This is a genomic window from Pseudonocardia sp. McavD-2-B, from assembly GCF_024124365.1.
In the GTDB taxonomy this organism is placed as follows: domain Bacteria; phylum Actinomycetota; class Actinomycetes; order Mycobacteriales; family Pseudonocardiaceae; genus Pseudonocardia; species Pseudonocardia alni.
On sequence record NZ_JAMXSG010000069.1, the window covers coordinates 1 to 22,810 of the forward strand.

The 22,810-nt window shown below is 75.5% G+C and carries 21 protein-coding genes and 1 pseudogene; 12 read left to right on the forward strand and 10 right to left on the reverse strand.

The genetic code is table 11. The features are described 5' to 3' along the window. Positions 1–121: 121 nt before the first annotated feature. The 6 genes from NH602_RS11905 (at position 122) to NH602_RS11930 (ending at position 8,278) form a co-directional block, all read left to right on the forward strand. Positions 122–1,267: a CapA family protein gene (locus tag NH602_RS11905; RefSeq protein ID WP_179761663.1), complete on the forward strand. Its 1,146-nt coding sequence runs from the start codon at positions 122–124 to the stop codon at positions 1,265–1,267. Then, complete coding sequence (locus tag NH602_RS11910; RefSeq protein ID WP_179761664.1) at positions 1,264–2,514, forward strand: CaiB/BaiF CoA-transferase family protein; 1,251 nt, start codon at positions 1,264–1,266, stop codon at positions 2,512–2,514. Before NH602_RS11905 ends, NH602_RS11910 begins: the two co-directional genes overlap by 4 nt. A 13-nt stretch (positions 2,515–2,527) precedes the next feature. Beyond that, a complete protein-coding gene (locus NH602_RS11915; RefSeq protein WP_253067861.1) occupies positions 2,528–3,637 on the forward strand; it encodes a 2-hydroxyacyl-CoA dehydratase family protein in 1,110 nt (369 codons plus the stop codon). Further along, complete coding sequence (locus tag NH602_RS11920) at positions 3,634–4,905, forward strand: 2-hydroxyacyl-CoA dehydratase family protein (protein WP_073576717.1); 1,272 nt, start codon at positions 3,634–3,636, stop codon at positions 4,903–4,905. The genes NH602_RS11915 and NH602_RS11920 overlap by 4 nt, the downstream gene beginning before the upstream one ends. Next, the gene (locus NH602_RS11925; protein WP_253067862.1) at positions 4,898–6,436 is read left to right on the forward strand and encodes an MFS transporter; all 1,539 of its coding nucleotides are present in this window, start codon (positions 4,898–4,900) and stop codon (positions 6,434–6,436) included. The genes NH602_RS11920 and NH602_RS11925 overlap by 8 nt, the downstream gene beginning before the upstream one ends. Before the next feature lie 66 nt (positions 6,437–6,502). Then, entirely contained in the window at positions 6,503–8,278 is a 1,776-nt protein-coding gene (locus NH602_RS11930; RefSeq protein WP_253067863.1) for a CocE/NonD family hydrolase, read from the forward strand. Positions 8,279–8,367: 89 nt separating this feature from the next. Here the strand turns inward: NH602_RS11930 and NH602_RS11935 are convergent, their stop codons facing one another. The 6 genes from NH602_RS11935 to NH602_RS11960 all read right to left on the reverse strand — a co-directional run bounded on the left by NH602_RS11935 (position 8,368) and on the right by NH602_RS11960 (position 11,783). After that, positions 8,368–8,679, reverse strand: coding sequence for a hypothetical protein (locus tag NH602_RS11935; RefSeq protein WP_073576714.1), 312 nt, complete (start codon positions 8,677–8,679; stop codon positions 8,368–8,370). 59 nt (positions 8,680–8,738) lie between these two features. Continuing rightward, positions 8,739–9,344 (reverse strand): NAD(P)H-dependent oxidoreductase, encoded by a 606-nt coding sequence (locus NH602_RS11940; RefSeq protein ID WP_073576713.1) that lies wholly within the window; start codon positions 9,342–9,344, stop codon positions 8,739–8,741. Positions 9,345–9,471: 127 nt separating this feature from the next. Then, positions 9,472–9,675: a CsbD family protein gene (locus tag NH602_RS11945; protein ID WP_179761668.1), complete on the reverse strand. Its 204-nt coding sequence runs from the start codon at positions 9,673–9,675 to the stop codon at positions 9,472–9,474. Between the two features lie 74 nt (positions 9,676–9,749). Then, a complete protein-coding gene (locus NH602_RS11950; protein ID WP_073576918.1) occupies positions 9,750–10,547 on the reverse strand; it encodes an aldo/keto reductase in 798 nt (265 codons plus the stop codon). A 145-nt stretch (positions 10,548–10,692) separates the two neighbouring features. Further along, positions 10,693–11,133: a CBS domain-containing protein gene (locus NH602_RS11955; protein ID WP_253067864.1), complete on the reverse strand. Its 441-nt coding sequence runs from the start codon at positions 11,131–11,133 to the stop codon at positions 10,693–10,695. Between the two features lie 35 nt (positions 11,134–11,168). After that, positions 11,169–11,783 (reverse strand): carboxymuconolactone decarboxylase family protein, encoded by a 615-nt coding sequence (locus NH602_RS11960; RefSeq protein ID WP_253067865.1) that lies wholly within the window; start codon positions 11,781–11,783, stop codon positions 11,169–11,171. Between the two features lie 191 nt (positions 11,784–11,974). On the opposite strand from NH602_RS11960, the gene NH602_RS11965 reads away from it, so the two are divergent. Next, entirely contained in the window at positions 11,975–13,021 is a 1,047-nt protein-coding gene (locus NH602_RS11965) for a Glu/Leu/Phe/Val dehydrogenase dimerization domain-containing protein (RefSeq protein ID WP_253067866.1), read from the forward strand. Beyond that, a pseudogene (hppD, locus tag NH602_RS11970) lies at positions 13,021–14,210 on the forward strand (4-hydroxyphenylpyruvate dioxygenase). The gene NH602_RS11965 and the pseudogene hppD overlap by 1 nt, the downstream one beginning before the upstream one ends. A 21-nt stretch (positions 14,211–14,231) precedes the next feature. On the opposite strand, the gene NH602_RS11975 reads toward hppD, so the two are convergent. Next, on the reverse strand, positions 14,232–15,629 hold the full coding sequence (locus NH602_RS11975; protein WP_253067867.1) for an amidase: 1,398 nt from the start codon (positions 15,627–15,629) through the stop codon (positions 14,232–14,234). 100 nt (positions 15,630–15,729) lie between these two features. On the opposite strand from NH602_RS11975, the gene NH602_RS11980 reads away from it, so the two are divergent. From NH602_RS11980 to NH602_RS11995, 4 genes are all read left to right on the forward strand, one after another. Next, entirely contained in the window at positions 15,730–17,370 is a 1,641-nt protein-coding gene (locus NH602_RS11980; protein WP_157818362.1) for a sigma-54-dependent Fis family transcriptional regulator, read from the forward strand. Positions 17,371–17,482: 112 nt separating this feature from the next. Beyond that, the gene (locus NH602_RS11985) at positions 17,483–18,595 is read left to right on the forward strand and encodes an NDMA-dependent alcohol dehydrogenase (protein WP_073576706.1); all 1,113 of its coding nucleotides are present in this window, start codon (positions 17,483–17,485) and stop codon (positions 18,593–18,595) included. Beyond that, the gene (locus NH602_RS11990) at positions 18,595–19,527 is read left to right on the forward strand and encodes a MoxR family ATPase (protein ID WP_179761673.1); all 933 of its coding nucleotides are present in this window, start codon (positions 18,595–18,597) and stop codon (positions 19,525–19,527) included. The genes NH602_RS11985 and NH602_RS11990 overlap by 1 nt, the downstream gene beginning before the upstream one ends. An 83-nt stretch (positions 19,528–19,610) precedes the next feature. After that, positions 19,611–20,477, forward strand: coding sequence for a VWA domain-containing protein (locus tag NH602_RS11995; RefSeq protein WP_253067868.1), 867 nt, complete (start codon positions 19,611–19,613; stop codon positions 20,475–20,477). A gap of 475 nt (positions 20,478–20,952) precedes the next feature. Here the strand turns inward: NH602_RS11995 and NH602_RS12000 are convergent, their stop codons facing one another. The 3 genes from NH602_RS12000 to NH602_RS12010 form a co-directional block, all read right to left on the reverse strand. After that, entirely contained in the window at positions 20,953–21,576 is a 624-nt protein-coding gene (locus NH602_RS12000) for a DedA family protein (protein WP_073576704.1), read from the reverse strand. Positions 21,577–21,920: 344 nt separating this feature from the next. Beyond that, the gene (locus NH602_RS12005) at positions 21,921–22,070 is read right to left on the reverse strand and encodes a hypothetical protein (RefSeq protein WP_253067869.1); all 150 of its coding nucleotides are present in this window, start codon (positions 22,068–22,070) and stop codon (positions 21,921–21,923) included. Positions 22,071–22,093: 23 nt separating this feature from the next. Next, the coding region (locus tag NH602_RS12010; RefSeq protein WP_253067870.1) for a helix-turn-helix domain-containing protein at positions 22,094–22,810 on the reverse strand (717 nt) is incomplete at its 5' end.

Below are 22,810 nucleotides of genomic sequence, written 5' to 3' on the forward strand. Positions count from 1 at the left end.
CTGGGCCCCGCAGATCTCATGCTGGACCTCAACCGAGTCGAGCGAGCAGGGCGATGACCCAGCGGCACCTCGGGCGCATCGGCAACCCAATCACGATCACCGACACCCGGAGGGTGGACCAGTGAGCACACCGGTCACCGTCGCCGCGGTCGGGGACCTGATCCTCGACGAGCCCGACCCCGCGTCGTTCCTCGCGCCGGCCGCCGCGCTGCTCCGCACCGCCGACCTGACTGTCGGCCACGTCGAGGTCCCGCACTCCACGACCACGGCGCAGGTGTCCACCGACGTCCCGGCCCCGCCGGCCGACCCGGCGGCGCTCGGTGCGCTGGCCGACGCCGGGTTCGACGTCGTCACCCTGGCCGGCAACCACGTGTTCGACGCGGGCGAGGTCGGCGTGACCGACACCGTCGCCCACGCACGCCGGGCCGGGCTGCTCACCGCCGGCGCGGGAGCCGACCTCGCCGAGGCCCGCGCGCCCGCCGTCGTCGAGCGCGGCGGCCTGCGGATCGGGGTGCTGTCCTACAACTGTGTGGGTCCGCGCGAGTCCTGGGCGACCTCCCGCAAGGCGGGCTGCGCCCCGGTGCGGGTGCTCACCCACTACGAGCTCGACCACGCCAGCCCGGGCGGGCCGCCGCGCGTCTACACCTTCGCCGACCCCGACTCGCTGGCGGAGATGACCGACGACGTCGCCCGGCTGCGTGCCGAGGTCGACGTCGTGCTGGTCGCGCTGCACAAGGGCGTCGGCCACACCCCGGCGGCGGTCGCGATGTACGAGTCGCCCGTCGCCAGGGCTGCCGTCGACGCCGGTGCCGACGCCGTGTTCGGCCACCACGCGCACATCCTGCGCGGCATCGAGGTCTGGCGCGGGAAGCCCATCTTCCACGGACTCGGCAACTTCGTGACCGTCACCCACGCGCTGACCCCGGCGTCCGGCGGGGACAGCGCCGAGCGGGACGAGTGGGCCCGGCGCCGCACGGAGCTGTACGGCTTCGCCCCCGACCCGGACATGCCCTTCTACCCCTTCCACCCCGAGAGCCGCGACACCGTCGTCGCGACCTGCCGGTTCGACCGCGGCGGGCTCGTCGAGGCGGGGATCGTCCCCTGCCGGATCGACGACGCCGGTCGTCCCGTCCCGCAGGGACCGGACTCCCCCGTCGTGGACTACGTCCGCGACATCACCACCCGTGCCCGGCTGAATGCCCGCCTGGTCCGCCGGGGCGACGACTGGCTCGTCGCCGGGGCGGGCTCGTCCGAGGAGACAGCGTGACCGAGAACGCGACCGCCCAGCCGCTCGCCGGCCGCACCGTCATCGATCTGACCACCGCACTCGCCGGCCCCTACGCCACCCTGCTGCTCGCCGGGCTGGGCGCGACCGTGATCAAGGTGGAGAACCCCGCCACCGGCGGCGACACCTCCCGCAACAACGCCCCCTACCTCGGCCGGGACGGCCTGGCGCTGTCCCGCCTGCACGACGACGACATGTCGGTGTCCATGCTGCTGCGCGGCCGCGGCAAGCTCAGCGTGACGCTGAACCTGAAGGACCCGCGGTCCAAGACGGTGTTCACCGACCTCGTCCGGCACGCCGACGTGCTGGTCGAGAACTACTCCCCGGGGGTCACCTCGCGGCTGGGGATCGACTACGCCGCGGTCCGCGAGATCAACCCGGCTCTGGTGTACACCTCGATCAGCGGGTTCGGCGCCCAGGGCGGTCCGGGGTCGGGCAAGGCGATGGACGCGATCATCCAGGCCCTGTCCGGGGTGATGATGACCGCGGGCGAGCCCGGCGGTGACCCGGTGCGGTTCGGGCTCCCGGTCGGGGACCTGCTCGCCCCGCTGTACGCCGTGGTCGGGACGGTGTCGGCGCTGCTGCAGGCCGAGCGCACCGGACAGGGCCAGCACGTCGACGTGTCCATGCTGGGCGCCCTCACCTCGCTCGTGGCCTGCGAACCCTTCGACGCCTACGACGCCGTCGGGCTGGAGCAGCGCACCGGTGCGATGGTCCCGCGGCTCGCCCCGTTCGGCATCCTCCCCGCCGCGGACGGCCACGTCGCGCTCTGCGCGCCCACCGACGCCTTCGCCCGCGGCGTGCTGCGCGCGATGGGGCGCGCGGACCTCGTCGACGACGAGCGCTACCGCACGCGGGACCGCCGGGTGGAGCGCGCCGACGAGCTGCACGCGCTGATCGCCGCCTGGTGCCGGGACCTGCCCCGGGCCGAGGTGATCGCGCGGCTCACCGCCCAGGGCGTGCCCGCGGCGGAGGTGCGCGACCCCCTGGAGGCCGTCCGGGACCCGCTCGTGCGCGAGCGCCGGGAGGTCGTCCCGCTCACCCACCCGCGGCACGGCGCGGTGGCCGACCTGTCCGCCACCGGGATGCCCATCGTGTTCTCCGGCTCCGACGTCGGGCTCGACGGCCCCGCGCCGGAACTCGGCCAGCACAACGACCGCGTGTACCGCGAGCTCCTCGGCTACGACGCCGACGACGTCGCCGCACTCACCGCCGACGCCGTCATCTGACCCGGAGGTTCCCATGTCCGCAGCCCTCGCTGCGTTGCCGGCCCCTGCCCGCCCGGAGGCGGGCGACACCCGCCCGGTCGCCGGCCACGTCGGTGCCGACGTGCCGGTCGAGCTGCTCACCGCCGCCGGCTACCGCCCGCTGCGGCTGTCCGGTTCGCCGGAGGAGGACGCCTCGGCCGGACGACGCCTGCTCGGCGGCGGACTCGACCCGGTCGCCCACTCGGTGCTGACCCGGCTGCTCGACGGGGCGTACGGCCCGCTCGACGTGCTCGTCGTCTCGCGGGACTGCGAGGCCTCGCTGCGGCTGTTCTACGTGCTCCGCGAACTGCGCCGGGTCGAGCCGTCGGTCGCGCTGCCCCCGGTGCACCTGGTCGACGTCCTGCACCTGCCGCACCGCACGACGACCCGCTACGTCCTGGCCAAGGTCCGCGGCCTGCGGACCTGGCTGGGCGAGCGCTCCGGGCGCCCCGTCGGTGACGACGCGCTCGCCGCCGCCGTCGTGGCGCACGACCGGGTACGCGGCCTGCTGCGCGCCGTGGGGGACCTGCGCTCCGCCCGCCGGCTCACGGGCACCGAGTTCCTCCGGGTCGTCGACGCGGCCTGCGCCCTGCCCCCCGGCCGCGCCGCGGAGCTGCTGACGACGCTGGTCGAGGAGCTGCCCACGCGCGACCCGCGCCCCGGGCACCCCGTCCACCTCACCGGGTCCTCCCACGACGGGACCTCGGTCTATGCGGCGCTGGAGTCCGCCGGGCTGCTCGTCGTCGGCGAGGACCACGACCGCGGCGACCTGCTCGTCTCCCGTGACGTCGGCACTCCCGGCCACCCGGCCGGCCTGGAGCTCGCGCTCGCCGAGCGGTACCAGGCCAACGGGCCGTCGGCGGCACGGTCCTCGATCGCGGAACGGGCCACGCACACCGCCGCCCGGCTCCACGCCCGGGGTGCGGCCGGCCTGCTCGGCTACGTCCGCGAGCACGACGACGCGCCGCCCTGGGACTGGCCCGCGCAACGCGCCGCCGCCGGCGTCCCGGCGGCGCTGCTGGAACGCCAGCCCTACGGCCGGATCGACCCGGAGGACCTCGACCGGGCCCTCGCCGACCTGCGCCGACCGGCGGACGCGGCGTGAGCGCCCCGGCCCGGGCGGACCGGCTCCCCAGCGCGGCCGAGGCGACGGCGTACCAGCGCCGGTGGTTCGCGGAGCTGCAGCGCGACCACCTCCCCGGGGCCCCGATGGCCCTGGTCAACGCGGACGCCCCGCAGGAGGTGTTCCGTGCGATGGGGATCCCGTACGTGGTCAACCAGTGGTGGGCGTCGATCGTGTCCGCCAAGCGGCGCACCCAGGAGCACCTGGCCCGCCTGCGCGAGCGCGGCTATCCGGACTACACCGAGCAGTACAGCTCCACCGCGCTCGGCAGCGCCTTCGACCCGGACCCGGCGAGCGCGCCCTGGGGCGGGCTCCCGATGCCCTCGATCGTGCTCGCCGAGACCACCGGCGACGCATCGCGGAAGATCTTCGACGTCTGGGGCTCCCGGCCCGGCGTCACGTTCTTCCCGTTGGAGAGCGCGGCCGCCGACACCGTCCCGGAGCGCTGGTGGGAGCTGATGCCGCACCGCTGGGAGGAGGCGGTCGGGACCGACCGCCTGGACCTCATGGTCGGTGAGCTGGAGGGACTGATCCGGTTCCTGGAGCAGACCACCGGGCGGCGGTTCTCCGAGCGGCGCTTCGCCGAGGTTCTGGCGCTCACCAACGAGCAGGAGGAGTGGAACCGGCGCACCCGGGACCTGATCGCCGCGGCGCGGCCCTGCCCGGTCGCGGTCACCGACTCCATCCCGGCCGTGATGGTGCCCCAGTGGCACCGGGGCACGGTGTGGGCGCGGGACGCGGCCCGCCGCCTGCACGACGAGGTCGCGGACCGGATCGCCGCCGGGTCGGCCGTCGCCGACCACGAGCGCGCACGGCTCATGTGGGTCGGCCGCGGCCTCTGGTTCGACCTGGACCTGTTCCGCCGGATCCAGGAGCGGTACGGCGCGGTCTTCGTGTGGTCGATGTACCTGGCCATCGCCGCCGACGGCTACCTCCGCTACGGCGACGACCCGCTGCGCACCCTCGCCGCCCGGTTCGCGGCGTTCTCCGACCAGCTCTACACGCCACCCTGGTCGGCCGAGTGGTACGTCAAGGAGGCCCGCGCGCACGGTGTCGACGGGGTCGTCCACCTGGTGTCCGACGACGCCCGGGGCAGCTGGGCGACCACCCGGGCACTGCGCGCGGCCGGGATCCCGGTGCTGGAGTTGCACGCCGACAACGTCGACGACCGCGGCACCGGGCCCGGTCACCTCGACGCGGCGGTCGGCGGGTGGCTGCAGGACGAGGTGCTGCCCCGGACCGATGGCTGAGGCGCCGGCCCCCGCGGTGGCGGGCGTCCGCCGCCCGTCCACCCCCGCGGTGCTCGCCGGCGCCCTGGTCGCGCTGTTCACCGGCTCACTCACGAACACGATCATCGGGATCGCGCTGCCCACGATCGCCGGCGAGCTGGGCGGGCAGGACCGTGCCGCCTGGGTCGCCGCGGCCGCACTGCTCACCATGGCCGCGGCGACGCCGGTGTGGGGCAAGCTCGCGGACCGGCGCGGTCCGCGCCCGGTGCTGCTGGCGGCGATCGCGCTGTTCGTCGTCGCGTCGCTGGCGGCCGGCCTCGCCCCGTCCATGGGGTGGCTGATCGCCGGGCGCGCCGTCCAGGGGGCGGCCTCCGGGGGCATCCTCGCCTGCGCGAACGCACTCGTCGCGGTGCTGGTCCCGGCGCGGGAGCGGGGCCGCTACACCGGCTGGTTCGGGCTGTCGTTCGGCACGGCGTCGGTCGCCGGGCCGCTGCTCGGCGGGCTGCTGGTCGGCCCGGGCGGGCCGGGTTGGCGGTGGTGCTTCCTCGGTGTCGTGCCGGTGACGATCGCCGCCGCGGCCCTCGTCCGCCTCGCGCCGGACCGCCGACCGGCGCGTCGCGAGGCGCCGCTGGACCACCTGGGCGCGGTCCTGCTGGCCGTGACCGCGGGCGGGCTCGTACTGCTCCTGTCGGCCGGCGGGGTGGCCTGGCCGTGGACGTCCCCGGCGACCGCGGTGCTCGGCCTCGCCGTCGTGGCGGCCGGTGCGCTCGCGATGCTGCGCGAGCGCCGCGCCGCCGACCCGATCCTGCCGCCGCGGCTGTTCGGCAGCCGCACGTTCACCCTCGCCTGCGCCGCCAGCCTGCTGGTCGGCACGGTCATGTTCGGCGGCATCATCTACCTGCCCCAGTTCCTGCAGGTCGTCCACGGCCACGACGCCATGACCGCGGGTCTGCTGATGCTGCCCCAGGTCGGGACCATGATCGTCGCCTCGGCCGTGGTCGGGCGGCTCGTCGTCCGCAGCGGCCGGTGGAAACCGTATCCCGCGGCGGGGTGCGCGCTGCTCGTCCTGGGCCTGGCCGTGCTCGCGCCGCTGACCCCGGCGACCCCGGCCTGGCAGGTGGTGACCGGGATGGCGCTGCTCGGCGCCGGGACCGGCCTGACCCAGCAGGTGCTGATGCTGGCCGCACAGGACGCCGTGGGCCCCGGTGACGTGGGGGTCGCCGGGTCCTCGGCCACGTTCGCCCGCACGCTCGGCGGCGCCGTCGGCGTCGCCGCGTTCGGTGCGGTGCTCACCGCCCGGATGCGCACCGACCTGCCCACCGCGCTCGCGGCCGCGGGCCTGCCCACCGGGGACGACGCGGTCCGCCGGCTGCTCGGTACGCCCGCCGAGGTCGCCGCCCTTCCCGCGCCGCTGGCCGAGGCCGTCCGCGCGTCCTACACCCACGGGCTCCAGCTGGTCGTGCTGGCGACCCTGCCGGTCGCGGTGCTGGCCCTGGCCGCCGTGGCCGGGATCCGCGAGACCCCGCTCGGCGAGGCCGCGCCCGACCCCTGAGCCGCACCGCGTGCGCAGCACCCACCACCACCCGTTGCACCACCGACCGCTGCACGGAGGCCCGTCATGCCCGGACGATCCCGCCGCACCCTGCTCATGTCCGTACTCGTCGCTCTCGGCCTGGTGGCCGCCGTCGCCCTCGCGGTGCTCGTCGTCCCGCGGCCGGGCGGCAATGCCACGGCGTCCTCGCTCGGCTCCTACCGCCCGGACCCCGGATTCACCGAGCAGGTCAGTGAGTCCTTCCTCCTGCCGATGCGCGACGGGACCCGGCTCGCCGTCCGGCTCGACCGGCCCGCGGTGGACGGCCGCCCGGCGCCGGGACCGTTCCCGGTGCTGTGGCAGCACAGCCTGTCGACCGAGCGCAAGCCGGAGGACGGTGCGGGCCCCGCGACGGGCGGGATCCAGACGATGCCCTCGCTCACCGGGCACGGCTACGTCGTCGCCCAGGTCGCCCGGCGCGGCAACGGCCAGTCCTTCGGGGTGCGCCGCGGCTACAACGACCGGCTGGAGGCCGGCGACGCCTACGAGATCACCGAGTGGCTGGCGGCGCAGCCCTGGTCGGACGGCAACGTCGGGGTCTACGGCTGCTCCAACACCGGCGACGCCGCGATGCACGCCCTGACCGTGCGCCCGCCGCACCTGCGGGCGGTGCTCGCGGGGTGCTTCTCCTGGGACAAGTACGACGCCTGGCGGGTCGGTGGCATCTCCGCGCAGTGGGGCTTCGGCCCGTCGCGCACCGTCGAGCAGGACCTGGCGAACGCGCCGGTCGACGGGGACGAGGACAAGGTGCTGCTGCGCGAGGCGGCGGTCGAGCACCAGAAGGCCGTACCGCTCGCCGACATGTGGCGCGGCATGCCGTACCGGGACAGCTGGACCGCGGCCACGCAGTCGCGCTTCTGGTCCGAGGGCAGCGTCGGCACCTATGCCGACGAGATCCGCTCCACCGGCGTGCCGGTCTACGTCATCGGCGGGTGGCGCGACGAGCTGCGCGGCCAGGGTGTCGCCGCGCTGCTGAACGTGCCCGGCTCGCGGTTGCTGATCGGCCCCTGGAAGCACTGCGAGAACGCCGGGTTCGCGCTGGTCGAACAGGCCCACCGGTTCTTCGACCAGCATCTCAAGGGCATCGACACCGGCATCGCCGACGAGCCGCCGGTGCACTGGGCCACCCCCTCGTCGGACACCGCCGACGCGACCGGCCTGGAGTGGGAGTCCGCGCCGAGCTGGCCGCCCGCCGGGATCACCGCACGGCCCGCCGCCCTCGGCGGGGACGGTGTCCTCGGCTCCGCGGCGCACGGCGTCCGGGGCGTCACGGTCGACACGACCGTCGAGTGCCCCACCGATCCCGGTTCCGGGGCGACCATCCAGCCCTGCCACGTCCCCGGGAGCGGGACGAGCTGGACCGGGCCGGTGCTGGACCGCGACACGGTGTTCACCGGCGCGCCGGTCGCCGACCTCACCGTGCGCACCGACCGGGCCGACGGCGACGTGTTCGCCTACCTGGAGGAGATCGGCCCGGACGGGCGCACGACGGTGATCACCGAGGGCCGGCAGCGGATGTCCCTGCGCGCCGAGCACCCGCCCGCCTACGCGCTGCCCGACGGTGTGCCGTGGCACCGCGCGTACGCCGCCGACGCCGCCCCGGTGGAGCCGGGGGAGGCCGTGCGGCTGCACTTCGCGATGCTGCCGACCTCCTACCGCGTGCCGGCGGGGCACCGGGTCCAGGTCACGGTCACCGGCCACGACCCCCGGGCCACCGGCCCCGTTCCCGGTGCCGACGGTGCGCGGATGGAGGTGCTGTCCGGGCCGGACACGCCGTCGTCGGTGACCCTGCCACAGCGCTGACGGTGCCCCGGTCATCCGGTGACGCGGGCCGACCCGGGCGGCGGGTCGCGGCCGCGTCACCGGACGGCCGGTAGCGGTGCCCGTGTGTCTCAGGCGCGTTCGACGTGTGCGCGCACCGCCGTGCCGTCGTCGGAGAGCCAGCCCTTGCTCCGGGCGTACCCGAGCATCCCGGCCAGGTCGTCCTCCCAGCCCGGGCCGACCCGACCGGCGGCGAGCCTGCGGACGGCGTCCACCCGGACCAGGACGTGCTCGCCGTCGTCGGAGAGCTCGCCGAGCCCGGTGCGGCGCACGGTGTCGGCGAGCTCCCCCTCGGTCGCTCCCTCGGTGACGACGACGTGGAACGCGCGCACGTCGCCCGGATCGACGAGCTCGACCCCGCCGGGGGTGATCCGGAAGTACATCCGACGAGGCTAACCCGTGCGGGCGTGCGATGGCCGGGTCCGTGCCGCCGCGACCGCGGTCAGCCCGCGAGCTTCCCGGCGACGGTGACCACGCGGGTGGCGAGGTGGTCGAGAGCCGCGTTGTCGGCGTCGCCGAGCGGGGCGTCGTTGTCCGCCCCGGTCACGTGCGAGGCGCCGTAGGGGTTGCCGTCGACGAACTTGGTCGGGTCGGTGTACCCGGGCGCGACGACGATCCCGCCGAAGTGGTGGATCGTGTTGTACAGCGCGAGCAGCGTGGACTCCTGGCCGCCGTGCAGGGTCTGGCTGGCGGTGAACCCGGCGTAGACCTTGTCGGCGAGCAGGCCCTGGCCCCACTGCGGGCCGAGCGAGTCGATGAAGGTCTTGAGCTGGCCCGCGATGTTGCCGTAGCGGGTGGGCGAGCCGAACAGGACGGCGTCGGCCCACACGATGTCGTCGGCGGTCGCGGCGGTGACCTCGGGGGCGGCCTCGGCGTGCGCGGCCTGCGCGTCGGTGGCCTCGCGCTCACCGGTGGTCGCCTCGCGGGCGACGCGGCGCAGGCGCACCTCGGCGCCCGCCTTCTCGCCGGCCTGCGCGGCCCGGTGGGCCATCGCGTCGACGGTGCCGGTGGCGGAGTAGTAGACGACGGCGAGCTTGACGGTGCTCATGGTTCCTCCGGTACATGTGAGGGGAGGAGCCCGGTACGGCACTGGACCCGGCTCGGTACCTCCGTCGCGTTCCCGGTGGGGGCGACCGGCATGCGTCCCGGTCACCCCCGTCACGCCGTCGGCGGACTCAGCCCTTCGAACCGCCGAACGCGTCCTGCACGTTGCCCGCGGCGTCCTTCAGCTTCTCGCCGGCGTCCTTCAGCGACGCCTTCGACTGCTCGGCCTTGCCCTCGGCCTGGAGCTCCCGGTCGCCGGTGGCCGCGCCGGCCTTCTCCTTGGCGACGCCCACGGCGTTCTCGGCCTTGTTCTTGACCTTGTCGGTGAACGACACGACTGCCTCCTCGATGGACTGGTCGTTCGAGGATGTTCGCCCCGCCGTCCTCACGCGGACGTGACACACGTCACTCAGGACGCGATGCGGTCCACCCGGTCGGGCACCGGGCCGATCCGGCCCCGTCCGTCGGTCCGGTGCAGCGCGGCGACGGCGTCGAGGTCGGCCCCGTCGAGGGTGAACCCGGCGAGATCGCGGTTGGCGGCGATGCGCCCCGCGTCGTCGGACTTCGGAACGGCGACGGTGCCCTGCTGCAGGTGCCAGCGCAGGACCACCTGGGCGGGGGTGACGCCGTGCCGGTCGGCGATCCGGGCCAGGACCGGCTCGCCGAGGACCGCGCCGCGGCCCAGCGGGCTCCAGGCGCCGGTGACGATGCCCAGCGCGGCGTGCACCGCGCGCAGCTCCGGCTGCTGGTGGTGCGGGTGCAGCTCGACCTGGTTGAGCGCCGGGAGCCGACCGCCGAGCGAGCGGAGCCTGCGCAGGTGCGACGGTCGGAAGTTCGACACCCCGACCGCGCGGGTGCGGCCCTCGGCCAGCAGCTGCTCCATCGCCTCCCAGGTCGACAGGCAGTGCCCGAGGTCGTCGTTGGGCCAGTGCACGAGCAGCAGGTCGACGTGGTCGAGCCCCAGCCGGTCCAGGCTGCGCCGTGCCGCGCCCAGCGCGTCGGGGCGGTCGCCGTCGACGTTCCAGACCTTGGTGGTCACGAACAGCTCGGAGCGGGGCAGGCCGGAACCGGCCAGCGCGGCGCCGACGCCGGTCTCGTTCTCGTAGACGGCGGCGGTGTCGATGCTGCGGTAGCCCTGCGCGAGCGCCTCGGCGACGGCGGCGTGGGCGTCGCGGGACTCGGACACACCGAACCCGAGACGGGGCATGGCGACGCCCCCGTCCAGGAGCACGGTGTCGTCGGTGTGGGTCACCGGGAGGGTCCTCTCGACTGCGGGTGGCGACGGCGGCGTCGGAGGTGGTCACCCCGTCCAGCGTCCGGCCCGGCGCCGGTGTTCCCCGCGGTGGGCCGCCTCACGGCCCGTCCGGGGCCGCCGCGCGCTCGTCGATCCGGGCCTGGATGCCCGCGTCGGAGCAGAACCCGCGACCGTGCCGCTTGAGGCAGAGCAGCCCGAGCAGCCGGCCGGCGTCGTCGACGACGGCGACCCGCCGCCGGCCGGCGTCGGCCATCGCCGCCCAGGCCGACGCCAGGTCGTCGCCGGCGTGGGCCACCCGCCCGACGATCGTCCCCAGGGGTGCGGCGGGCTCGTCCGGTCCGTCCCCGGTCAGGTCGGCCCGGTCGACCACGGCGAGCAGCCGCCCCGCGTCGAGGACCAGCAGCGAGTGCACCTTGGGCCGCTCGAACGCCGCCCACGCCTGCGCGACGGTCGTCGCCGGTCCACAGGTCTTGGGGAAGGTGTGCATGGCCGCGGCCACGCGCACCCCGTCCGGTGCGGTGCTCGGTGCGGTGCTCATCGCGTCCCTCCCCTCTCCATGCGGGTTACCCGGCCTCACTGCGGCCGGAACACGGCGAGTGCCGTGGCCAGCATCGAGTAGTACCCGGTCAGCCACACCAGCGCCGCGAGGGTGTCCCGGCCCAGCGCCCGCAGCGCGGTGGCGTAGGCGCCGTCGCCCAGGTCGTGCCGGGTGAGCAGGGCCCGCACGGTGGTCAGCGCGACCCGCTCGGCCTCGTCGAGGCCGTCGGGGACGCCGCCGTCGAGCAGGGCCTGCAGCTGCGCCCCGGACAGTCCGGTGTCGCGGGCGAGGCCCTCGTGCGCGGACCACTCGAAGGCCGACCCGTGGTGCACGGCGACGGCGAGAACGGCCAGCTCGCGCAGCCGGGACGGGAGGTCGTCGTCGGTGCGCAGGGCCGCGCCGACCTGCTGCACGGCGTCGCCGATGCGCGGGGAGAACAGCATCGTCGTGAACGGGCCGAGCAGGCGGCCGGCGCCGTCGACCAGCGGGACCCGGGCCTGCGCTCCGCGCGGGCCGGTCGCGATGCGGGCGTGCAGCGCGGCGCGCTCGGGGTCCAGCCCGGCCGGGTCCGACGGCGCGGTCCGCGGGTGGACCGGCGGTCGCGGCCTGCCGCGCAGGTCGGCGGGCGTCGTGGCGTCGCTGGTCGTCACCGGTCCAGGTTACGGACGCCGGCGGCGGGCCCCGGGAGTGACGCCGATCTCCTGGACGATCCGTCCAGGTGGACCGGCACCGCGACCGGGTGACCTGCCGCCGCTGTGCAGCTTGTGATGGGCCGGTTGCGCAGATACCGGGATCGACGGTGTCCTCCCTGCACACCAGCGAGAGGCGATGGAGGCGCGGGATGGCTCTGCCCGAGTGGGACGGCGAACTGACCTCGGTCCGGTACGACCGGGGGACGGGCGCGTGGTTCGTGATCGGGGTGCACTCGACCCGTCTCGGCCCGGCGTCGGGCGGGACCCGCGCGATGGTCTACCCCTCGCCCGGCGACGCCGTCGCCGACGCCCGCCGCCTCGCCGGGGCGATGACGCTGAAGATGGCCGTCGCCGGCCTGCCGATGGGCGGCGGCAAGTCGGTGATCGCGCTCCCGGCGCCGCGCGCCGAGCTCGGCGAGGCGACCTGGCGCCGCATCCTCGAGATCCACGCGGCCAACCTGGAGCTGCTCGGCGGGAACTACACCACCGGCCCGGACGTCGGGACCTGCTCGGCCGACATGGACGTGCTGGCCGGCCTGACCCCGCACGTGTTCGGCCGGTCGGTCGCGGCGGGCGGGCCCGGCTCGTCCGGACCGATGACCGCCCTCGGGGTGTTCGCCGCGATCCGCGCGGGAGTCGCGGAGGCCGGGTTCGACGGCGTCGACGGGCTGCGGGTGCTGGTCCAGGGGCTCGGCGCGGTCGGCGCCGACGTCGCCCGGCTCGCCGCCGACGCCGGGGCCAAGCTGATCGTCACCGACGTCGACCCGGCCCGCTGCGCCGCGGTCGCCGACGAGCTGGGCGCCGAGGTGGTCGGCACCGGCGCGGTGACCACCCGCGAGTGCGACGTGCTGGTCCCGTGCGCCACCGGCGGTCTGATCACCGCCGAGGTCGCCGAGACCCTCCCCACCGCGGTCGTCGCAGGCGCGGCGAACAACCTGCTCGCCGACCCGTACGCGGCCGAGGTCCTGCGCCGGCGCGGCATCGTCCACGCCCCGGACTTCGTCGCCAACGCCGGCGGCGCCGTCCACCTGGTCGGCCGCGAGGTCCTCGGCTGGAGCGCCGACGCCGTCGCCGACCGGACCCGCGCGATCGGCGACACCCTGACCGGCGTCTTCGCCGACGCCCGCACGCACGGCACCACCACGGTCACCGCGGCACAGGACCTGGCCGCCCGCACACTGACGGGAGAGCACTGATGGACATCCTCACCGACTCCGAGAAGCTCGCCGACCTCGACGCCGCCGCCCTGCGACGCCTGGTCGGCCTCGTCGAGCACGACGACTCCGCCGACCCGTTCCCGGTCACCGGCTGGGACGCCGTGGTGTGGGCGGTCGGCAACGCCACCCAGGCCGCGCAGCTCTACCAGGTCGTCTACGGCATGGAGCTCGTCGCGTACTCCGGGCCGGAGACCGGCAACCGCGACCACCACTCCTACGTGCTGCGCTCGGGCGCGGTCCGGTTCGAGCTGCGTGGCGCCGTCGACCCGGACAGCCCGGTCGCCGACCACCACCGCCGGCACGGCGACGGCATCGTCGACATCGCCCTCGAGGTCCCCGACGTCGACCGCTGCATCGCCCACGCCCGCGCCCAGGGGGCCACCGTGATGGTCGAGCCGCACGACACGACCGACGAGCACGGCACCGTGCGCTCCGCCGCGATCGCCACCTACGGCGACACCCGGCACACCCTGGTCGACCGGTCCCGCTACACCGGCCCGTACCTGCCCGGCCACGTCGCCCGCAGCTCCTCGGTGGACCGGCCCGCGGACGCGCCGCGCCGGCTGTTCCAGGCGCTCGACCACGTCGTCGGGAACGTCGAGTACGGCCGCATGGACTCCTGGGTGGACTTCTACCACCGGATCATGGGCTTCACGAACATGGCCGAGTTCATCGGCGACGACATCGCCACCGACTACTCGGCGCTGATGAGCAAGGTCGTCGCGTCGGGCAACCACCGGGTGAAGTTCCCGCTCAACGAGCCCAGCCCCGGCCGTCGGAAGTCCCAGATCGACGAGTACCTGGACTTCCACCGCGGCCCCGGTGCCCAGCACCTCGCGCTCGCGACGAACGACATCCTCACCACCGTCGACGTGCTGCGTTCGCGCGGCGTGGAGTTCCTCGACACCCCGGACGCCTACTACTCCGACCCGGAGCTGCGGGCCCGGATCGGGTCCGTGCGGGTCCCGATCGCCGAGCTGGCGTCCCGCGGGATCCTCGTCGACCGGACGGCTATCTGCTGCAGATCTTCACCAAGCCGGTCGGGGACCGGCCCACGGTGTTCTTCGAGCTCATCGAGCGGCACGGCTCGCTCGGCTTCGGCAAGGGCAACTTCAAGGCGCTGTTCGAGGCGATCGAGCGGGAGCAGGAGCGCCGCGGCAACGTCTGACCGGTGCGTGTCCGGGCCGGGTCAGTCCCGGATCCGCCGCCAGGGGCGGTCGGCCTCGATCGCGTACGCCAGCTCCAGCAGCGTCCGTTCGTCGCCGACCGTGCCCTCCAGGTGCACCCCCACCGGCAGCCCGCCGGCCGTCGCCCCGGCGGGCAGCGCGACGGCGGGCGCCCCGGCGACGTTGGCCAGCGGGGTGAACGCCACGTAGTCGAGCAGCCGGGCGGTGAGCTGCTCGATCGGCACCGTCGGCGCGAGCCACCCGATCTCCGGCGGGGTGTGCGCGAGCACCGGGGAGAGCAGCACGTCGTGCCGGGTGAACAGCTCGGCGTGGGTGGCCGCGACCCGGCGCAGGCGGTGCAGGAACACCGGGGTGCGGGCCAGCGCGCGACGGTAGTGGTCGGCCAGGCCGTGGGTCAGGCCGTCGAGACGGTGCGGGGCGAAGGTGCGCCCGTGCAGCAGCCGGCCACCGGTGACCACGGAGAACGCGAGCAGCCCCCAGTAGTCGAGGAAGTCGTCGACGAACCGGGTCCCCACCCCGGTGACGGCGTCGGACACCTCGTGTCCCTGCTTGGCGAGCAGCTCGGCGACGGCGGTGACGGTCTCGCGGGTGTCGGCGTCGACGGCGGCGCCGGTGGGGGACTCCAGCAGCAGCCCGACCCGCAGGCGTCGCCGGGCGGGGCCCTCGACCAGGCCCAGGGGTGGCAGCGCCGGGTTGCGGCGCCCGCGGTCGGCGGCGCCGAGGAACACCGCGGTGTCGCGGACCGAGCGGGACACCACGCCGTCGGCGACGAGGTCGATCGGCATCCGGGTGCCGGTCGCGTTCGGCGCGAGCCGCCCGCGCGACGGCTTGAGCCCGACCAGCCCGCAGGCCGCGGCCGGGATGCGGATCGAGCCGCCGCCGTCGTTGGCGTGGGCCAGCGGCACCACGCCGGCGGCGACGAGTGCGGCCGCCCCGCCCGACGACGCGCCGGCCGAGAAGCGCGGGTCCCACGGGTTGCGGGTCGGCTCGGCGTCGGCGAACTCGGTGGAGGCGTTCAGCCCGTACTCCGGCATCCGGGTCGTGCCCAGCAGGTCCAGCCCGGCCGCGAGCAGCTGCCGGGTCACCTCGGCGTGCTCGCGCGACGGGGCGGGGACGAACGCCCGGGTGCCGTGGCCCGCGGGCCAGCCCCGGACCTCGACGTTGTCCTTGACCAGCGTCGGCACCCCGGCCAGCGGACCGTCGGCGTCCCCGGTGACGGGGTCGGCGGTGCGGTCCAGGGCGAGGCCGTGCAGGTGCGGCTCGACCCGGGCGGCGCGCGCGGCGACGGCGGCGCGCAGCTCGGGGGGCGCGACCTCACGGCGGCGCAGCCGCTCGGCGAGGGCGACGGCGTCGTCGTCGCCCAGGGCGTCGTCGGTGAACGCGTGCACGCGTCGGTCCATGTCGGACGATCCTGCACCCCGCCCGCCCGCGCACGACCGGGGACCCGGCCGGGCGCGGGTAGTGTCGCCTCCGTCACCACGGTCACGGAAGGTGTGCGCCATGGGTTCCGACGGAGCCGTCGGCCGATCCGCCCCGGGGGGCGTGCGCGAGCACATCGCCTCGTCCTGGCGGCGTGCGCGGCTGGCGGGCATCGACCCGGACGGCGCCGACCGGCCGGAGGTCACGGAGGTCGACCGGGTCGGCCGGCTCGCCGTCGCCGCGGAGCCGGTGCTGCGGGCGCTGGCGGCCGAGCTCGCCGGTGAGCCGTTCTCGGTGCAGCTCGCCGACCGCGACTGCCGGATCCTCGACATCTGGTGCGACGACCGCACCCTCGCCTCGGCCTTCGACGACATCGGCCTGGTGGTCGGGGCGGCCGCCGACGAGCAGGTGCTGGGGACCAACGGGATCGGCACGGCCGCCGAGACCGGCCGCGGCATCGCGGTCCACGGCGAGGAGCACTTCCTGGCCGGGCTCAAGGGCGTCAGCTGCTTCGGCCACCCGATCCGGCACCCGCTGCGAGGCCGCACCGAGGGCGTCCTCGACATCACCGTCGCCGGCGGGCGTGCGCACCCGCTGTTCGCGCCGCTGCTGTCGCGGGCCGCCCGGGACATCGAGGAGCGGATCGTCGAGACCGCCCGCGACGGCGACCGCAGGCTGTTCCTCGCCTTCCAGGAGGCCACCCGTCGGCGCTCGTCGCCGATCGCGGTCCTCGGCTCGGACGTGGTGCTGACCAACCGCAGCGCCGTCACCGTGCTGGGCGAGGGCGGGATGGACCTGCTCGCGACGCTGCGGACCGAGGTCGTCGAGAACGGCCCGCTGACCCGGGTGCTGGAGGCGCCCGACGGCGCCGGGATCCGGGTGCGGGCCGAGACCGTCGCGGACACCGCGGACGGGGTGCTGTTCCACCTCGTCCCGGTCCGTGCGGCGCCGCGCGAGCCGGTCCGCCGCACCGCGCGTCCGGTTCCCACCGGGCGCTCGGTGCTGGTCGCGGGTGAGCCCGGGACGGGGCGCAGCACCGAGGCGGCCCGGCTGCTCGGCACCGCCGACCCGGTCGTGCTGGCGGCCACCGACGCCCTCACCGGACCGTCCCGGCACTGGGCGGCCCGGCTGTCCGCGCTGGTCGGGAAGGGGGCGCCCGCGGTCGTCGTCGACGACGTGGACGTCCTGCCCGACGAGCTCTGCACCGTGCTCCGCCCGCTGCTCGACGCCGGCCCGACCCGTCTCGTGCTCACCTGCGGCCCGGTCGAGGAGCTGTCCGTCCCGGCGGCGCGGCTGGTCGCCCGGTGCGCGAGCCGCGTCGAGCTCGCGCCGCTGCGCGAACGCCGCGACGAGCTGCCCGGGCTGGTCGCCGACATCGCCGCACGGGTCCGGCCGGGCCGGGAGCTGATCCTGACCCGGTCCGCGGTCGCGGCGCTGTCCGCGTACGCCTGGCCGGGCAACCTGACCGAGCTGACCCGGGTCGTGACCGAGCTGGCGCACCTGCCCGGGACCCGCCGGATCGACGTCGACGACCTGCCGGAGCACCTGCGGCCCGGTCCGCGGACCACCCGGCTCGGCGGCCGGGAGCGCGCCGAACGGGTCGCGATCCAGCACGCCCTCACGGTCGCGGGCGGCAACAAGCGCGAGGCCGCACGGGCGCTCGGGATCAGCCGCACCACCCTGTACCGCCGGATGCGCGCGCTCGACGTGGCGGAGACGTAGCCGCCCGGTATGAGCCAGTGCGCACGTGTCCACATGTGGAACACGCCACACCCCCGGGGGTGGGACAGGATCCGGGTCGACACCGACGTCACCAGCGCAGAGGAGCGTGCCCGTGAAGACCACGGCAGCAGTCGTCTACGAGGCCGGCAAGCCGATCGAGATCGAGGAGCTCGAGCTCGACGGGCCGCAGCAGGGTGAGGTCCTCATCCGCTACACCCACGCCGGGCTGTGCCACTCCGACGTCCACATTGCGCACGGCGACCTCGAGGCACGCCTGCCGATGGTCCTCGGGCACGAGGGCGCCGGGATCATCGAGGACGTCGGCCCGGGTGTCACCCGGGTGAAGCCGGGCGACCACGTCGTCTGCTCGTTCATCCCCAACTGCGGGGTCTGCCGCTGGTGCGCGACCGGGCAGCAGGCCATCTGCGACATGGGCGCGACCATCCTCGAGGGCTACCTGCCGGGCGAGCGCTTCCCCTTCACCGGACCGAAGGGCCAGTACGGCGCGATGTGCATGCTGGGCACGTTCTCCCAGTACTCCACGATCCACCAGAACTCGGTGGTGAAGGTCGACGACGACCTCCCGCTGGACAAGGCCGTGCTCGTCGGCTGCGGCGTGCCCACCGGGTGGGGCTCCGCGGTCAACGCGGCGAAGGTCGAGCCGGGCGACACGGTGATCGTCGCCGGCGTCGGCGGCATCGGTATCAACGCCGTCCAGGGCGCCCGCTATGCCGGCGCGAAGAACCTCATCGCCGTCGACCCGCTGGCCAACAAGCGCGAGAAGGCGATGGAGCTCGGCGCCACGCACGCCGTCGCCACCGCCGCCGAGGCCGGTGACCTGGCCCGCGCGATGACCAACGGCAACGGTGCGGACAAGACGATCGTCACCGCGGGCATCGTGACCGAGGAGATCGTCACCGGCGCGTTCGAGAACACCGGCAAGGGCGGCACCGTCGTGCTGACCGGCCTGAACAAGCTCTCGACGACCAATGTCCAGCTGCCGGGCTCGATCCTGACCCTGTTCAAGAAGACGGTGAAGGGCTCGCTGTTCGGCGACTGCAACCCGACCGTCGACATCCCGAAGATCCTCGGCCTCTACCAGAGCGGGGACCTGAAGCTCGACGAGATCATCACGCGGACCTACACCCTCGACCAGGTCAACGAGGGCTACGACGACCTGCTCAACGGCAAGAACGTCCGCGGCGTCCTCGTGCACGAGCACTGATGGGGTCTGTCACGAACCCCGCGGGATCGGCTGCGGCCGGTCCCGCGGGGACCCCCGTCGTCGGCCGCGGCCGGGAGGTCGAGCTCCTCGTCGCGGCGCTGGAGGCCGGCGCCCACGTCGTCCTGGAGGGCCCGCCGGGCACCGGGAAGACGACGCTGCTGCGGTCGGTGGCCGAGGAGGCCGAGCTCCCGTTCGTGTTCGTCGAGGGCAACGCCGAGCTCACCCCGGCCCGGCTGGTCGGGCACTTCGACCCGGCCCAGGTCCTGGAGCGGGGCTACAACCCCGAGACCTTCGTCGACGGCCCGCTGGCCGAGGCGCTGCGCTCCGGGGCGCTGCTCTACGTCGAGGAGATCAACCGGATCCCGGAGGAGACCCTCAACGTCCTCATCACCGTGATGAGCGAGGGCGAGCTGCACGTGCCCCGGCTGGGCCGGATCACCGCGCACGGGGGATTCCGGCTGGTCGCCGCGATGAATCCGTTCGACGCCGTCGGCACCGCCCGGATCTCCTCCGCCGTCTACGACCGGGTCTGCCGGATCGCGATGGGCTACCAGACCGCCGGGGACGAGACCGCGGTCGTCGCGCTGCGCGGCCCCGAGGTCGACGAGCAGTGGCGCGCCAAGGTCGTCTCCCTGGTCCGGCGCACCCGCGAGCACCCGGACGTGCACGTCGGCTCCTCGGTCCGCGGCGCGATCGACATCGTCCGCATCACCACCGCGCTGGCGGCCCGCCGCGGCCGGAAGACCACCGACTGGCGCGCCGGGCTGGACGCGGCGCTGGTCGCGTTGTCCGGCCGCATCCGGCTCGCCGAGTCCGGCTCCCGCAGCGCCGAGGACATCGTCCGCGAGCTGTACACGGCCGAGTTCGGCCAGGAACCCGCCGACGATGCCGACGAGGCCCCGGACGGCGGTGATGCGTCGGGGGGAGCCTGAGCCCGCCACCGGCGGGCGGTCCCCGGCCCGCGGACGGCTCCTCCCGTCCGTCCCGGCCGCGTGCGCGACCGGAGGACCGCACGGTGGCCCGCAGCTCCCTGGCGGGCCACCCGGGGTTCACCGAGATCTCGCCCGAGGTCGGGGTGCTCGACCCCGACGCGTTCGACGTCGCGCTGGCCGAGCGTCCCGACGAGACGCTGACGCTGCTCGTCGACATGGGCAAGGCCACCGACGAGAAGCTGCGGGCGGCGGCCCGCAGGCTCGCCGGCCGGGTCGTGCTGGAGATCGGCCGCTCCGGCCGGGTCACCCGGCGCGGGATCGGAAGGCTGCGCGCGGTCCCGGCCGACCGCGGCGGTGACCTGGACCTGGACGCCTCGCTGGGCGCGGTCGCCGAGGCCCGCGCGGCGCGGCGACCGGTCGGGCTCGACGAGCTGACCGCGCGCACCTGGGCGCGGCCCGCGCTCGCGTTGTGCCTGGTGGTGGACGCGTCCGGGTCGATGGGCGGGGACCGGCTCGCCGCGGCGGCGCTGACCGCCGCGGCCTGCGCGTTCCGGGCGCCCGGTGACCACGCGGTGCTGTCGTTCGCGGCCGAGACCCGGGTCCTGCGCGACATCGGGTCCACCCGTCCGCCGTCGGCGGTCGTCGACCGGGTGCTGGGCCTGCGCGGGCACGGGGTGACCGCGCTGTCCGGTGCGTTGCGGGCGGCCACCGCGCAGCTGGAACGGACGCGGGCGGAGCGGCGGATCGTCGTGCTGCTCTCGGACTGCCGGGCCACCGACGACCACGACCCGGTCCCGGCGGCGCGGCGGGTCCCGGAGCTGCTGATCCTGGCCCCGGAGTCCGACCACGAGCAGGCGGCCGAGCTGGCCGCGCGCAGCAACGCGCGGTGGGCGCCGGTCGCCGGCCCGTCGGACGCACCGGGGGTGCTGCGGTCCCTCCTGGGTGGCTGAGTTCCGCCCCGGACCCAGCCACCCAGGACGTTCACGGCCCGGGGGACGACGAGCGCGATCGTCACCAGCGACACCAGCGCCTGGACGAGCATCAGCATCGTCGTCCACCGGCTCAGCGGCATCTCGTCGGTGGGGCTGAACGCGGTGGCGTTGGTGGACGACAGGTCCAGGTAGTCGGCGAAGCGGGGCTCCCGGTCGGCGTCGTGCGGGAGGTCCTCGAGCAGCCCGGCCGTCATCGCGGACCCGGACCGGCTGATCCCCGGGGCGGGCGCGGCGATCCGGGCCGCGCCGACCGTCACCACGTCACGCGCCCGCGGCGATCGCCTCGGCCCAGGTCGACGTGCTCACCGCGTGGTCCTCTCCCGTGGTCCGCCGCCCGGGCCGGACGGTGCTCGCCGCGGGTGCCCCGGCGGGTGCCGACACGCCCGAGGTGCCCCGGGGCGTCGGGGACTTCGGCGCGAGGGGATCGACGCGGTCAGGACCGGGCGTCGGCGCGACGTCGCGAGCCGGTGGCCCGCACGATCGCGGTCCGCCCGAGGACCAGGGTCAGCCCGACGGCGATCCCGCCGACGACGAGCAGCCAGGGCCGCGACTCCAGGTCGGTGGCGAGCCGGTCCCCGGCCGCGTAGCCGATCCCGACGAGCACCGCGGCGCGCACCGCGCTGGTCGGGATGATCCAGGCCAGGAAGCGGCGGTAGCCGACCTTGGACAGCCCGGCGGCCAGGTAGGCCGGGATCGCGCCGATGTCGACGAGCTTGGCGCCGATGACGATCCGCGGCAGGTGCGTGTGGACCTCGCGGGTCAGCACCTCGCGGCGCTCCTCGGTCAGGCCCAGCCGGTTCAGCACGCGGGCGACGGCCGGCCGGTCGCCGTTGCGGCCCAGCGCGTAGAGCGCGGTGTCCCCGACGACGTCGGCGACCAGCGCGGCCAGCCACACCCCCCACCAGGGGAGCTGCCCGGCCCCGGCGAGCGCGGCGGCGGCGACGGTGACGATCGGACCCTCGAGGAACGCCCCGACCCCGATCACGAGGAGCGACCGGACGGGCGCAGCAGGGATCGCGGCCAGCAGTGCGGCCACGGTGTCCGCGAGTCCGAACACGATCGCCTCCCATCAGGTCCTACACCGAATGGTGCCCTGTGTGCCGCACGAGGCGGCGGGCGGCCCGCCGTCGTCGCACGACGCGGGGTCCTCGTCACCGGGCGTGACGGCGTCGTCCGGTGGCGGTGTCGAGTCCCGTGGCCGGGCCGGCCGCCGGGTCTCCCGGGGCGTCGTTGCCCGGCACATCGATCGTCCCACCGTCGACGGGGATCGGCAGGGCCGGAGGACCCGCCACGGCCGTGAGCACGGCCACCGGTAGTACCGGTCCGGTGAGCGCGTCCCCCGTCCGGGTGGTGCAGGTCGGGGGCGGACGGCGGGTGGGCATCCGTTCATCGGGCCGGAGGTCAGGTACCTCCGGGGCCCGACGGATCCGGTGTGGTGTCGGTGAGACAGCTGCCGGGACCCGGGAGGAGCCGGTGCGCGCCGACGGAGAAGCGGGCCGGGGACTCCCGGATCGCGCGGTCGTCGTCGGCGACCAGGACCGTCTGCGGCACGGCACCGATGATGCCGCAGCCGCTCAGCGCGGGGTGGTGATCCCGTAGCGCTGCACCCGCCGGTACGCCGTCGCCCGGCTGATCCCGAGCGTCTCGGCGGCCCGGGTGACGCTCATGCCGTGCTCGGTGAGACAGCGGACCAGCTCGTCGCGTTCCAGCGACTCGATGCGGGTCAGCGATCCGGATCGGGTGGCGAGCAGCTCCGGGGGCAGGTGCCGGACGTCGACGAGGCTGCTGCGGGCCGAGGCGTCGCGCACGGTGCGGCGCAGCTGCTCGACGTTGCCCGGCCAGGAGTAGGTGCGCAGGGCGCGGGCGGCGGCGTCGGTGAAGGCCACCCCGTCGCGGGCGAAGTGCGCGGCCAGCACCGGTACGTCCTCGGGACGGTGCCGCAGCGCCGGCACCTCCACGACCACGTCGAGCAGCCCCGAGAGTGCGTCCGGAACCCCGTCGACGCCGCCGGCGGTGACGGCCAACGTCGCCCCCGGCAGCGACCGCACCAGCGCGGCCAGCCGGGTCGCGACGGGCGTGGGCAGCTCGTGCACCCGGCCCGCGATCACCGCGGTGTCGTCCTTGCCCAGCTCCGGGGACCACAGCGACAGCCAGGACACCGCGTCCTCCGCGGCCGGCGGACGGGCGTGCAGCACGCGGTGCCGCGGGCGGACGGTGCGCAGGGCCGCGGCGAGCAGCGCGGACTTGCCGGCGCCGGGCTCGCCGACCACCCCGACCCGGGGGTCGTGCAG